General features: G+C 70.6%; 9 protein-coding genes. 2 read left to right on the top strand and 7 right to left on the bottom strand.

All coding sequences use genetic code 11. From position 1 onward, the window contains the following. Window positions 1-9 precede the first annotated feature (9 nt). The 6 genes from M3Q35_RS07060 to M3Q35_RS07035 all read right to left on the bottom strand — a co-directional run bounded on the left by M3Q35_RS07060 (window position 10) and on the right by M3Q35_RS07035 (window position 8,096). The gene (locus M3Q35_RS07060) at window positions 10-285 is read right to left on the bottom strand and encodes a hypothetical protein (protein ID WP_273940835.1); all 276 of its coding nucleotides are present in this window, start codon (window positions 283-285) and stop codon (window positions 10-12) included. Next, window positions 194-838 (bottom strand): cupin domain-containing protein, encoded by a 645-nt coding sequence (locus M3Q35_RS07055; RefSeq protein WP_273940834.1) that lies wholly within the window; start codon window positions 836-838, stop codon window positions 194-196. The genes M3Q35_RS07060 and M3Q35_RS07055 overlap by 92 nt, the downstream gene beginning before the upstream one ends. 91 nt (window positions 839-929) lie before the next feature. Beyond that, complete coding sequence (locus M3Q35_RS07050) at window positions 930-2,225, bottom strand: four-carbon acid sugar kinase family protein (protein ID WP_273940833.1); 1,296 nt, start codon at window positions 2,223-2,225, stop codon at window positions 930-932. Then, entirely contained in the window at window positions 2,222-3,766 is a 1,545-nt protein-coding gene (locus M3Q35_RS07045; protein ID WP_273940832.1) for an ABC transporter substrate-binding protein, read from the bottom strand. The genes M3Q35_RS07050 and M3Q35_RS07045 overlap by 4 nt, the downstream gene beginning before the upstream one ends. Further along, window positions 3,763-6,990, bottom strand: a complete 3,228-nt coding sequence (locus tag M3Q35_RS07040; RefSeq protein WP_273940831.1) for an EAL domain-containing protein — start codon at window positions 6,988-6,990, stop codon at window positions 3,763-3,765. The genes M3Q35_RS07045 and M3Q35_RS07040 overlap by 4 nt, the downstream gene beginning before the upstream one ends. A 431-nt stretch (window positions 6,991-7,421) precedes the next feature. Then, on the bottom strand, window positions 7,422-8,096 hold the full coding sequence (locus tag M3Q35_RS07035; protein ID WP_273940830.1) for an HU family DNA-binding protein: 675 nt from the start codon (window positions 8,094-8,096) through the stop codon (window positions 7,422-7,424). A gap of 266 nt (window positions 8,097-8,362) precedes the next feature. Here M3Q35_RS07035 and M3Q35_RS07030 point away from each other — a divergent pair, with 266 nt between their 5' ends. Together M3Q35_RS07030 and M3Q35_RS07025 are read left to right on the top strand one after the other, a co-directional pair. Further along, on the top strand, window positions 8,363-11,563 hold the full coding sequence (locus M3Q35_RS07030) for an nSTAND1 domain-containing NTPase (protein WP_273940829.1): 3,201 nt from the start codon (window positions 8,363-8,365) through the stop codon (window positions 11,561-11,563). Beyond that, entirely contained in the window at window positions 11,557-12,114 is a 558-nt protein-coding gene (locus tag M3Q35_RS07025) for a WD40 repeat domain-containing protein (RefSeq protein ID WP_337960629.1), read from the top strand. Before M3Q35_RS07030 ends, M3Q35_RS07025 begins: the two co-directional genes overlap by 7 nt. Here M3Q35_RS07025 and M3Q35_RS07020 read toward each other — a convergent pair. After that, the gene (locus M3Q35_RS07020; protein WP_273940828.1) at window positions 12,111-12,851 is read right to left on the bottom strand and encodes an AfsR/SARP family transcriptional regulator; all 741 of its coding nucleotides are present in this window, start codon (window positions 12,849-12,851) and stop codon (window positions 12,111-12,113) included. The two genes, M3Q35_RS07025 and M3Q35_RS07020, sit on opposite strands and share 4 nt — an antisense overlap. Window positions 12,852-12,936 lie beyond the last annotated feature (85 nt).

The raw sequence follows: 12,936 nt of genomic DNA, 5'->3' as shown, positions 1-12,936 counted from the left end.
GTCGTCCTTTCACCGAAGCCGGCTGACCAGCAGCCGGTAGCCGCCGCCGTTGGTCGAGGTCAGCCGCGTTGTGTAGTGGGTGTGGGCGGTGTTGTCCTGGTAGAAGCCATTGCTGACGGTCGTCACGTCCCCGCCGGCGGTGACGAGCGAGCCCGGCATGGCGACCGCGAGGATCGCCGGGCCGAACGTGACGTCACCCCAGCCGAAGTCCCAGGTGACGTCGCCGCCGGGATAGATGTATGCCCCGTTGATCCCCTGGGGATCGGGCAGAAACCATTGGTCCATGCCCACCACCATCCGGTTCGCTTCGCCCCGGCGCCGCCGCTTCGCGCCGGGCTGCCCCATCGGGCCGCCGATCAGCCGCAGGGTCGCCTTTGCTCCCCTGACATACCGTGACCAGCGGTTTGCCGGCGTCGATCACGTACGTCGACAGCATCATGGTCTGCACCTGGCCGATGTTGCGGGCGTTGTGCACCACGCCCGTCGGGATCAGGAACGGCTGGCCGGAATGCACCGTGATCGAGGGCCGGTCGTCGAACTCGATCACCACGTCGCCCTGGACGATGTAGCCCACCTCCGGGCCGGGATGCCGGTGGCGGCCCGATTCCTTGCCCACCGGGATCTCGAACCGCGTCTGCACGATGTCCCAGCCGGGATTGGGCGAGGCCAGCCGCTGGAGCTGCACCCGCACCACCCCGTCGGTCGGCCCGGGTCCGATCGACGTCGTCGGACCGGAGGCGACCGTCGGGCTGGAAGCCGCCGTCGAAGCACAGGCGGCCGTGAGCCCGAGCGCGGCAGCGGCGCCGCCCGCCCGGGCCAACTGGCGACGATTCATCATGTCCCGGACGTTAACCAGCCGACCTCGGCGATCGCGACCGTCTCATGACGCTACCGTTGTACGTAGCAAAGGCGAGCAACAGTCGAGATCGTCAGGGCCGTCGCGAGCTCCGAGTGAGTGCTTCGACGGCAGTGATCAGCATGTCCGGGTCGCCGAAGCCACCGGCCTTCGTGATCACGGGTAGGTTCGGACCGATAGCCGTGCCGATCATGATGCCCGGAGCGATGGTGCCGGCGGCACGGATCTCGTTGACGCGCAGGGCAACCGTCAGTTCCCGGGCCGTGTCCCCGCCGCTGAGCACGAAGCCAAGGCCCGGTACGGCCGCCGCGCACCGGGCCCCGATCTCGCCAAGAGCACTGAGATGCGGCCCGACCACCGACGTCTCGGGCGTGGCCACTGCGACCGTTGTCGCGGTCTCGAACAGTGCGACCGCTTCGTGGGCATCGTCCGTGGTCAGCACCGGCACGCCGCTGGATTTCAGCTTGGCCAGCTGCTCTCGGGTCGTCGGATGCAGACTGCCGATCAGGACCAGCGCTTTTCGGGCAGCCGGCAGGCCCCCACCGGCCACCGGGCCCCGCTCGGCCAGCAGGCCCCGGTCTGTCGGCCCGCCCCCGGGGGCCTGGCCGAGTGGGTGCAGCGCCTCCCACAGGCCGGGGCTGCCACACAGCACGATCTCGGCCAGGTGACCCTTGACCGCCGCCGCGATCCGCTCCAGGTCCGCCGTCGTGGCCGCGTCCACCACCAGCACCCCCGATGTGCCGGCCAACGCGAGGTTCTCGGGCCTTACCGGGGCGACTGTAAGACCTTGGCGGCTTATGGGTCTTACAACCGAAGAAGTGAGCACCGGCCGGACCGGGTCACGGCCGGCCGGTCCCAGGTGGACGGGCACGCCGTTGGCCAGCTGATGGCCGCCGACGGTCCGGCGGTCGTAGGCCGGGCAGGCCGGTGCCACCACGGCCAGCGAGCGGCGGGACGCCCTCATCACGGCCGCGAGCTCGGCCGCCCAGTTGCCACGCAACGAGCTGTCCATGGTCTTGTAAATGCCCACCGCCGGCAGCAGCTCGATCGCCCGCGCGTGCCGGGCTGCGGCCTCCGCCTCGGGCCGGTGTCGCGTGTCCAGGTCGACACACGGCCAGGCCCCGCCGCCAGCTGCTGCCGCCAACAACACCCCACAGCCGGTCTCGGCCATCAGCGCCGACGCCTCGCCGCCGCCGTCAGCGGCCGGGGCCAGCAGCTCGGATGCCCCGCGACCGGCATCGGCCGCCGGGTCCACTATCACCGACGCCGGACGGCCGGTGTCGGCCAGGTGGCCGGCGGCCTCGGCGGCGCTGGTCAGGTCGTCGGCCAACACGACGAACCGGATGCTCTCCACCCTGACCGGTCTCACACGAACGACACGGTGCGGAACTGGAACGACGACAACGGCAGGCCGCGGTCCGGCACGAAGCCGGTGACCTTGCTGCTGACGGCGTCCACCTGGTTCTTGAAGCCCCACACCAGATATCCGCCGCGGTCGTACTCGATCTGCTGCGCGTCCTGGAGCAGCCGGGTGCGGCGACCGGCGTCGAGCTCGGCGCGGGCGCTGGAAATCACGGAGATGAAAGCCGGGTCGTTCCAGTGGCACTCGTTGTACGGGGCGTTGGGCAGCGAACCCTGGGCGACCTGGGGCAGATAGTTGCGCGTGTACCAATAGTCCTGAGCGAACGGCCACGACAGGTACTGCTTGCCGTAGAACTCACCACTGTCGACCGGGCGAACCCGGACGTTGATCCCGGCGGCCTGGGCCTGCTGGGCGAACAGCAGGGCCGCGCTCACCGAGGAAGCGTCGACGGCGGTGGAGGTGTGCAGGTCGACCTGAAGCGAAGACTGCCCGGCGCTGCGCAGCAGGGACCGGGCCTGGTCGAGATCCTGCTGCCGCTGCGGCAACTGCTTGGCGTAGGCGACGTCATAGGGCGCGTACAGGTCGTTGCCGATGCGGCCCTGACCGCCGAGGGCCTGGCTGACGAGCTGCTCCCGGTCGGCGACGAGCCGAAGGGCTTGGCGCACACGGACATCGGCGAACGGACCGCTGTCGACCCGCATGGTGAACGGCGTCCAATTGCCGGTCTCGGACACCAACACGCTGTGCCCGGCGGCTTTCACGGTGGCGATGCGCTCGGCCGGCAGATTGTCGATCGCATCGACGTCACCGCCCAGCAACGCCTCCAACTGCGGCTCGGCGCCGGGATAATCGATGATCACCAGCTCGTCGACGTACGGCTGGTCGCCGCGCCAATAGCCGGTGAAGCGCGGGAAGGAACTCCGGTCCCCCGGCGTGAACGAGCCGAAGCGGAACGGCCCGGTGCCGACCGGCTTGGCCACGTCGAAACCGACCGGCACGATCCCGTTGTAGTACTGCGCCAACTCGTCCTGGAACTGCACATACGGCTGCGTCAGCGGAATCCGCAAGGTCCGGGCGTCCAGCTTGCGCAGGCCGGCGAAGTCGATGATGCCCAGCGCGGCGGCCCCGTTGCCCTTCACGTCGACGATGCGCCGGAAGGTGAACATCACGTCGTCGACGTCGCATCGCTTGCCGTTGTGGAACTCCACGCCGTCCCGCAGCCGCAGCGTCCACACGCGACCGTGGTCGGACGGCTCCATCGACTCGCCCAGCACGGGTTGCAGGTTGTACGCGGCGTCGTGCACGAACAGCGGCTCGTACAAGTTGGACACCCGCGCCTGGTCGGTGTAGGTCGGTGGATGGTGCGGGTCGAGCCCGTCGGCGCCGCTCCCGCCGGTGATCCCCACCCGCAACACACCGCCGTGCTTGGACGGCCCGAGGGCGGCCGCGCTGACCGCCCGGCTGTCCTGGTCGGACGAGCAAGCGGCCAGCCCGCCGAGGCCAACCAAGGCACCGGCGCGCAGGAAGTTCCGACGGGAAACGGTCACGAGACCGCGGCCCGCAGGGCCCGCAACACGGTGATCTCCCCGGGCGGCCCGGCCTTGGGCCGTCCGAGCAGATAGCCCTGGGCCTGGTCGCAGCCCAACGCCCGCAGCATCTGGAACTGCTCGGGCTCCTCGACACCCTCGGCGATCGTGGTCAGCCCCAACGCCTGCCCGAGCCGGATCACCGCGGTCACGATCTCCCGGTCGGACGGGTCGGTCACCAGGCCGGCCACGAAGGACCGGTCGATCTTGACGAAGCTGACCGGCAGCCGCTTCAGGTAGGTCAGCGACGAGTACCCGGTGCCGAAGTCGTCGATGCCGAGCCCCACCCCGAGTTCCCGGATCCGCTCGAGCTGCCGCAGGGTCGCCGCGTCGGCCTCCATCAACACGGTCTCGGTGAGCTCAAGGGTCAGCCCGGACGGCTCCAGGCCGGTCTCGGCCAGCGCCCGCTCGATGGTCGCGGCCAGATCGGGCCGGGTGGCCTGCCGGGCCGACAGGTTGACCGCGGTCCGCATCCCCTTCGGCGCGGCCCCGTTGGCCCGCCACGTCACCAGCTGCCGGCAGGCCTGCTCCAGCACGGACGTGCCGATCGGCACGATCAGCCCGCTGTCCTCGGCGACCTGGATGAACGTGTCCGGCGCGAGCAGCCCGCGGTCGGGATCGTCCAGGCGCACCAACGACTCCACGGCCACGGTGTCGCCGGTGCCCATGTCGACCACGGGCTGGAAGTGCAGCACGAACCTGTCGTCACGCAGGCCCTGCCGCAACGCCGAGGCGATGGCGATCCGGTCCACGGCCCGTTCCTGCAGGCCCGCGTCGAAGATCTCGCACCGGTTCTTGCCCCGGGTCTTGGCCCCGTACATGGCCGCGTCGGCCTCGCGCAGCAGGTCCTCGGGCTGCGGATGGTGCCCGTTGGCCAGCGCGATACCGACGCTGGCCGTGACCACGACCTCGAAGGTGCCGACCACGACCGGCTCGGCCAGCACACCGGCCAGCCGCTCGGAGATCTCCACGACGTTCTGCTCGCTGGCCAGGTCCTGGCACAGCACCACGAACTCGTCGCCGCCCAGCCGGGCCACGGTGTCCAGCGGGCGGATGTTGTGCTGCAACCGCCGGCCGACCTCGGTCAGCACCTCGTCGCCGACGTCGTGCCCGAGGCTGTCGTTGACGTCCTTGAAGCCGTCAAGGTCGATGAACAGCACGGCGGTCAGCTCGGGGTGCCGGTCGGCGCGGGCCAGCACCTGGCGCAGCCGGTCCATCAGCAGCGTGCGGTTGGGCAGGCCGGTGAGCGGGTCGTGCAGGGCCTGGCGGACCAGCCGGGCCTCGGCCTCGCGCCGCTCGGTGACGTCCTCGACCTGCGTGACGAAGTACGGCGACTCGCCGTCCTCGGAGTGGATGGTGCACACCGTGACCTGGGCCCACACGGTCCGGCCGTCGGGGCGCAGGTAGCGCTTCTCCAGGTGGTGCGGCGCGGTGTAGCCGCCGGCGGCCTCGGCCACCGTGGCCACGGTGGCCGAGACGTCGTCGGGATGGGTGACGTCGGAGATCCGCAGCGCCAGCAGCTCCTGCTCGGTCCGCCCGAGCATCTGACACAGCGCCCGGTTGACCTGCGTGAACTGCCCGTCCACGGCGACAAGGCACATGCCGATGGAGGCGTAGTCGAACGCCTTCTGGAACCGTTCCTTGGCCTCGCGCAGCCCGGCCTCGGCGGCCCGCTGGGCGGTGACGTCGATGCCGGTCGCGATCACGTGCGTGACGGCCCCGGACTCGTCCACCAGCGCCGTGTTGGACCAGGCGATGCGCCGCTGGTCGCCGGTGTAGGTCAGCCACGGGCACTCGAAGTTCTGCGGGAACTTGTCCGCACGCAGGTCGGTGAACGCCTCCTCGATGCAGGGCCGGTCCTCGGGCAGCAGGAACAGCTCCCAGCACAGCCGGCCGACCACCTTCTCGGCGGCGTAGCCGGTGGTGATCTCGCAGGCCCGGTTGAACCGGACGATGCGGCCGTCGGCATCCATGACCAGCACGAGGCTGCCGGCGATGTCCAGCACCGCATCGACGAAGTCGCGTTCGGAACGCAGCGACCGCTGGGCCCGTGCCTGGCTTTCCAGCATCTCCTCGAGCTGCTCGGCCATGCCGTTGAAGGCGGTGGCCATCACGCCGATCTCGTCCCGGCTGCGCACCCGCGCCCGGCCGGTCAGGTCGCCGCCGGCCAGCGAGGCGGCGACGCGGGACACGGTGCCGACGTCGGTGGTGATGCGGCGGGACTGCCAGACCACCAGCAGCACGGTCACCGCGAGAACCGCGAGCACAGCGGCCAGCGCCAGCTGCCGGCTCATCGAGTCCATGTCGATACGGCTCTGCAGGATCGCGGCTTCGCGTTGCGTCAACGCGGTCGTGAGCGCGGAAACCCCGCCGACGGCCTGCTCGACGGCGTGGCTGAGGGTGGGGCGGTCGAGCCGGATCTGGGACGCCTGCACGAAGTCCTGCGTGATCGACTGGCACAGGTTGGCCACGTTCAGGTACGTGGACGTGAGCAGCGGGCCCAACGCGTTCTGCACGGCCCGCGCGGCGGCGCTGCCGCCGCCGTCCTGGAACGTGGTGAACAGGTCTTCCTGCAAACCGTCGGCGTCGGCGGTCAGCGTGGACACGGTCGCGGCGACGCCGGTGCGATCCGGCAGCATGATCCGCCCGGACGCCAGCAGACCGTCCACGGTGTCGCCGACCGAGCGGGTGTGGTCGATGATCGCCGGCGCGCGCACGACCAGCGCGTCGGCGATGTGATACGGGCTCAGTTCCGGGTCGAGCACCAGATTGGACGTGACGCCGACGTACGAGATCAACGTGCGCACGTTGGTCACCAGCTGGGACTGGAAGGCGTCGTCGGTGCCGGCGTCGTGTTCGCCCGATTCCCAGGTGCGCCACGTGGTGGCCAGCGTCCCCGGCAGCACGCTCTGGTTGAGGTGCGCGCCGGTCGTCCTGAGGTCGGCACCGACCTGGGCGTCGATCGCGGTCAGCGCGGCGAAGTCGGCGTCGACGCGGGCCCGGGCCGCCCGCACCTGGGCGCTGGTGGCCTGGCCGGCGGCGGCGAGGCGGTCCACCGTCTTGTCGGCGGTGAGGTCGGTCAGCAGCGCTTCCAACGGCCGCAGATAGTCGAGGCCGCGCAGCTCGTTCTGGCTGAACTCGATGCGCTGGCCGTTGTTCACCATGAGCAGATAGGTCGAGGTCACCAGGGGTAATGTGAACGCCAGTCCGATCAGTGCCAGCCGGTGCCAGACACGCGGCCGCCACCAGCTCGGTCGTGCTCCGTGCGAACCGGGACCGGAGGTCACTGCGTCAACACCCCATCGCTTCCAACATTCGTGGCGTGGCTCACCTTAGGGTTCGACGGTTTCGAGGCGGAAGCACCTGGGCTAATGCGTTCGCCGGACGGTAGGAACATCGGCTAGATCATAACGCTGCGCAGCCGGGTCGTGCCGCGGCGACACTTTGGGTCACGGTCAGACCTGCAAGTTGACACTCGCAAGTTGAATGCGGCGACTCGATGGTGGCCGCGGCGTCAACTTCCGACCGGTCGGTACGTTATGCCGCAACGATCCGGGGACCAATACGGCGGCGGGCTCTGATCGAGCCCGCCGCCGCCATCCACACACTCCGCAAATCAGCGCTTGGCGCCCTTCTTGGCGGCCGGCTTCGCCTTCGTCGCCTTCTTCGCGACGGCCGTCTTCTTGACCGTTGCCGCCTTCTTGGTCGCCGGCCTGCTCGCCTTCGCGGTCGACTTGGCCGCGGGCTTCGCGGTCGCCCGGCTGGCCGGCTTCGCGGTCGCCCTGGTGGCCTTGGCCGCGGGCTTGGCCGCCGCCCGCGTGGTCGCCTTGGCCGCCGGCTTCGCCGCCGCGCGGGTCGTCGACCTCGCGGCCGTCGACCTGGTGGCCGTCGACCTGGTGGCCGTCGCCCGCTTGGCCATGGCCTTGGCCGCCGGCTTGGCCGCCGTCGAGCGGGTGGCGGCCGCCTTGGCCGCCGGCTTGGCCGCCGGCATCGCGGCGGCGCGGGGCAGCTTGCGGGTGCCGTCGACGACCTCCTTGAACAGCATGCCGGGGCGGAAGTTCGGCACGTTCGTCTTGCGCAGGCGCAGCGTCTGACCGGTGCGCGGATTGCGCGCCGTACGCGCGGCCCTGGCCCGTTTCTCGAAGACACCGAAGCCCGTGAGCGTGACATTCTCGCCGTTGTTGACGTTGCGGACGATGATGTCGAACATCGCGTCAACGGCCTGCGCCGCCATCTTCTTCTCCATGCCGGCCCGCATGCCGAGCATCTCGATCAGCTGCCCCTTGTTCATTTCCGACCCTCCTGTGCGTGAAACGAGATCGAATGCGTGCACGGTAAGCAGAAAAACGGCCGACATGCATGCACCGGAGGCCCAAATGCGTTGCGAATCGGCGGATTTCACCCCTTCGAGGGACCCAAAGTCCACTATGGACGGGCGATCGCCCGAGGTCGGGCCACGGCGGCGGCCGCTGTGGATCGGCCCTGAAGACGATGTATCAAGCGGGCCGGTCATGCTTCCTGTTGAGAGTCCGTCGAGTTCGCCAGCCAGGAGGTGACGTGCCCAGACCGGAGCGACCGCTGGACCACGAGGACAGCGCGCTGGGACAGTTCGCCGCGGACCTGCGCGGACTGCGGGAGAAGGCCGGCACCCCCAGTTACCGCGAGCTGAGCCGAATCGCGCACTACTCGGCGACCGTGTTGTCCGAGGCCGCGGGCGGGCGCAAGCTGCCAAGCCTGGCCGTCGCACTGGCGTACGTGCAGGCGTGCGGCGGCGATGTCGACGCGTGGCGGCAGCGCTGGCACGAGGTGGCCGGCGACCTGACCGACCAGAGCCCGGCCGAGCAGCCGCCCTACGTCGGCCTGGCCACGTTTCAACCCGCCGACGCCGACCGGTTCTTCGGCCGTGACAGCCTGCTCGACGATCTGCGTGGACGCCTCGAACACCGCCGGCTCGTCGGATTGTTCGGCGCGTCCGGAGCGGGCAAGTCCTCCCTGCTGCGGGCCGGTCTGGTGGCGTCCGATCCCGGCCCCACCATGGTCTTCACGCCGGGTCCGCGGCCACGTGAGGAGTGCGCGCTTCGTCTGGCGGAGTTGGTCGGCAAGGAAGCGCCGACCCTGCTGGCCGAACTGGCGGCCGATCCGACGGCGCTGCACCTGTACCTGCGCCAGGCCGCCGTGCGTGCCGGCGCGGACGTGCTCGTGGTCGTCGACCAGTTCGAGGAGATCTTCACCCAGTGCACGGACCAGGCGGAGCGGGACTGGTTGGTGACGGCGCTCGTGCACGCCGCCGCCGCGCCGACCAGCCAGGCCCGAGTGGTGCTCGGTGTCCGGGCCGACTTCTACGGCCACTGCGGCAACTATCCCGAGCTGGTCGAGGCGTTACGCGACGCCCAGGTACTGGTGGGCGCGATGTCCACCGACGACCTGCGGCAGGTCATCTCCGGCCCGGCCGCCCGCGCCGGCTGCACCGTCGAGACGGCGTTGGTGTCCCGGCTGATCGCCGAGGCCACCGGTCAACCGGCCGTGCTGCCGCTGGTGTCCCACGCCCTGCTCGAAACCTGGCGGCACCGCCGGGGCACCAGGCTCACCCTCGCCGGCTACGAGGAGACCGGCGGCCTCCAGCACGCGATCGCCCGCACCGCCGAGAGCGTGTACGACGCCTTGGATCCCGGTCAGCTCGCGGCGGCCCGGCAGTTGTTCCTCCGGCTGACGGCCGTGGTCGACGGCGCCGAGGACACCAAGCGCCGCCTGCACTGGCGTGAGCTGGACGCCGCCGATGCGGACACCGCCACCGTCGTCGAACGCTTCGCCGACGCCCGTTTGCTCACCCTCGACGCCGACGCCGTGCAGCTGTCCCACGAGGCGATCATCCGTTGCTGGCCACGGCTTCAGGAGTGGTTGCAGGACGACCGCGAGGGCCGGCGCCTGCACCGGCATCTCACGGAGGCCACCGAGTCGTGGGAGAGCCTCGACGAGGACGCCGGCGGCCTCTACCGCAGCACGCGGCTCGCCCGCGTCCGTGACTGGGCCACAGCCAATCCCACTGCCCTCACCAGCCGCGAGCGCCGTTTCCTCGACGCCTCCCTGGCCTCCGAGGCCGCCGAGCACGCCACCGCCCGCCGCCGCACCCGCCGCTTGCGGCAACTGGTCGCCGGTCTGACCGCGTTGTTGCTGGTCGCCGTGATCGCCGTCGGATTTGCCGTCACCGCCGACCACACCGCCACCGCCCAACGCGATCTCGCCCTCGCCCGCCACGCCGTCGACAGCGCGGCGAGCTTGCGCGCCTCCGATCCGGCGTTGTCGGTGCAGCTGAACCTCGCCGCCTACCAGCTGGCCCCCAACGACGAGACCCGCGACGCCCTGCTCAGCTCCTTCGGCACCCCTTACGGGACCCGGTTGGCCGGCCACACCGCCGACGTGACCTCGGTGGCGTTCAGCGCCGACAGCAAGGTGGTGGCCACCGCGAGCCGTGACTGGACCGTCCGGCTGTGGCAGGTCGCCGACCCGCATCAGCCGCGCGTGGCCGGCACGATCAAGCTGGCCAGCGACACCAGCCCGATGGTGAGGTTCGAGCGGGGCGGACACATCCTCGCGGTGACCGACGGCGATGCGGTCGCACTGTGGGACGTCGGCGATCCGGCCCACCCGCACAAGCTGTCCGCCCCGGAAAGCCACCACGGCAACACAGCTTCTCTCGCCTTCAGCGCCGACGGGACCGTGTTGGCCACCGGCAACTCCGACGACACGGCAACGCTGTGGAACGTGCGCAATCCCGCCAAGCCACTGCTGTTGACGAGCGCCATCACTTCGGCCGGTGACGTGGCGATCAGCGCCGACGGCCGCCTGCTGGCGGTCAACGAGGGGAAGACCGGCGCGCGCCTGTGGAACATCAGCGACCCCACCGCGCCGAAGCCGCTCGGCGCGCTGGTCGGCCACCGGGACGTGGTGGCGGCGCTGGCCTTCAGCCCGGACGGGCGCACCCTGGCCAGCGGTAGCTGGGACCACGATGCGCGGCTGTGGGACATCGGCGACCCGAACGCGCCGCAGCCGCTGGCCACGCTCACCGGGAGCAACTCCATCGTCTGGTCGGTTGCCTTCAGCCCAGACGGCCGGACGCTGGCCGCCACCGGCAGCGGCACCCGCCTGTGGGACATCACGGACCCGCACCGGGCGGCCAACGTCCTCACCCTGTCCGCCGGAGTGATGTCGGCGGCGTTCAGCCCGGACGGCACCGCGTTGGCGGCCGCCGGCGGCAACCACAACGCCCTCATCTACGACCTGTCCGATCTGCCACTGGCCGGCCACCACAACACGATCTCCGCACTGAGCTACACCCACGACGGGCGCATGATGGCCACCGGCAGCTGGGACGACACCGTGCGGCTGTGGGACATCACCGCCTCCGGCGAACGCCGGGCGTTGGCCACCCTGGCCGGCCACACCAATTTCGTGCGGGGCATCGCGCTCAACCCGGACCGTCACCTGCTCGCGGACGCGAGCGACGACGGCAGCGTGTGGCTGTGGGACATCACCGACGTGCACAACCCCGTGCACCGCGGCACCGTCCGGAACACGGCGGCGAGATGCTCTCCGTCGCGTTCACCCCCGACGGTCGAACCATGGCCACCGTCGGTGTCGGCCTGGCGCAGTTGTGGGACATCACCGATCCGGCGAACCCCGTGCTCCGGTCGACGCTGCCCGGCTACTCGGACGAGGCGTGGGTGGTCGTCATCAGCCCGGACGGCCGGACGATGGTGATCAGCACCGACACCGCTTCCCGGCTGTGGGACATCGCCGACCCCGGCCGGCCGCGCGAGATCCCGTTCCGCTTCGGTGGCACCGACACCGTGCAGCCGGACGCGTTCAGCCCGGACGGGCGCATGCTGGCCACCGTCTCCGGCGAGCGGACGGTGCGCCTGCTGGACATGTCGGCCCCGGACCAGCCCCGGCAGCTCGCCACCATCACCGGCTACGGCGATGTCGTGTACTCGGCGGTGTTCAGCGCGGACGGCCGGCGGCTGGCCACCGGCGACGGGGACGGCACCACCCGGCTGCTCGACATCGGTGATCCGGGCAATCCGCGGGAACTGGGCGTGTTCAGCAGCCCGCCCGGCGACGGCGTTGACCGGGTGGCGTTCAGCCCGGACGGGCACACGCTGGCCAGTGGCGGCATCGGTGGCGTCGTCCGATTCTGGCCAACCGTTATCAACCAGGTGATCAACCGGGTCTGCGCGGTCGCGCATCCGCGGATCACCGAATCGGAATGGGATCAGTATCTGCCGGGCGTCCCCTATCACGCGCTCTGCTAACTGGCGATCGGCGCGGCGTTGTCCTGGAGGATCTGGGTTTCCAGGCGGCGCAGCGCCATTCCGGGGTCGATGCCGAATTCGTCGACGAGACGTCGGCGGGTGTCGCGGAGCAGTTGCAGCGCCCGCACGGTCTGGCCGATGCCGTGCAGGCCTTGCGCGAGCTGGCCGGCCAGGTGCTCCCGCAGCGGATGGTCGGCGACGACGGGGAGCAGGTCCTCGACGACCTCGCGGTGCCGGCGCAGCCGGATGAGGGCGGCGGCGCGGTCCTCGAACGCGTGCAGGCGCGCTTCCTCGAGGTCGGCGACGAGCCGTTCGCGTAGCGACTCCTCGGCGACGCCGGTCAACGCCGGTCCGCGCCACAGCTGAAGGGCCTGATGCAGCAGATCGGCCCGGTCGGTGTCGGACGTCTGCGTACGGGCGTGCGCGACCAGCGCGCGGAACTGGTGGACGTCGATGGTCTGCGGATCGGCACATAGTCGGTAACCGGCGCCGCGTCTTTCCAGGCAGGCGCCGCCCTCCTCGATCCGTCTGCGCAGATCCGACACGTGCACCTCGACGGCATGCTGCGCCGTCCGCGGCGGCCGCGCCCAGACCCGGTCGACCAGGCTGGTCAGCGGCAGCACCCGGTTGACCTCCAACGCCAGCATCGCGAACACCTGCTGGCGCTGCCGCGGCCCGAGATGCACCGCCCGTCCGCCGATCCGCAACTGGACCTCACCCAGCAGTCGAATGTCCATACGCTCCGTCCTTCCCCCGTGCCCCCGTACGCCTCTTTTTAGGGCCCGGCGGCGTTGTCCGGCCCGGCGAACCGGGGCGGACAAC

The sequence above is a fragment of the Kutzneria chonburiensis genome (assembly GCF_028622115.1).
GTDB lineage: Bacteria > Actinomycetota > Actinomycetes > Mycobacteriales > Pseudonocardiaceae > Kutzneria > Kutzneria chonburiensis.
This window is presented reverse-complemented; position numbering and strand designations above follow the sequence as displayed.

Excerpts from the sequence above, each read along its gene's own strand:
- M3Q35_RS07060 (WP_273940835.1), bottom strand. The coding sequence starts at position 285 with ATGGACCAATGGTTTCTGCCCGATCCCCAGGGGATCAACGGGGCATAC.
- M3Q35_RS07055 (WP_273940834.1), bottom strand. The coding sequence starts at position 838 with ATGATGAATCGTCGCCAGTTGGCCCGGGCGGGCGGCGCCGCTGCCGCG.
- M3Q35_RS07035 (WP_273940830.1), bottom strand. The coding sequence starts at position 8,096 with ATGAACAAGGGGCAGCTGATCGAGATGCTCGGCATGCGGGCCGGCATG.
- M3Q35_RS07025 (WP_337960629.1), top strand. The coding sequence starts at position 11,557 with ATGGTGATCAGCACCGACACCGCTTCCCGGCTGTGGGACATCGCCGAC.
- M3Q35_RS07020 (WP_273940828.1), bottom strand. The coding sequence starts at position 12,851 with ATGGACATTCGACTGCTGGGTGAGGTCCAGTTGCGGATCGGCGGACGG.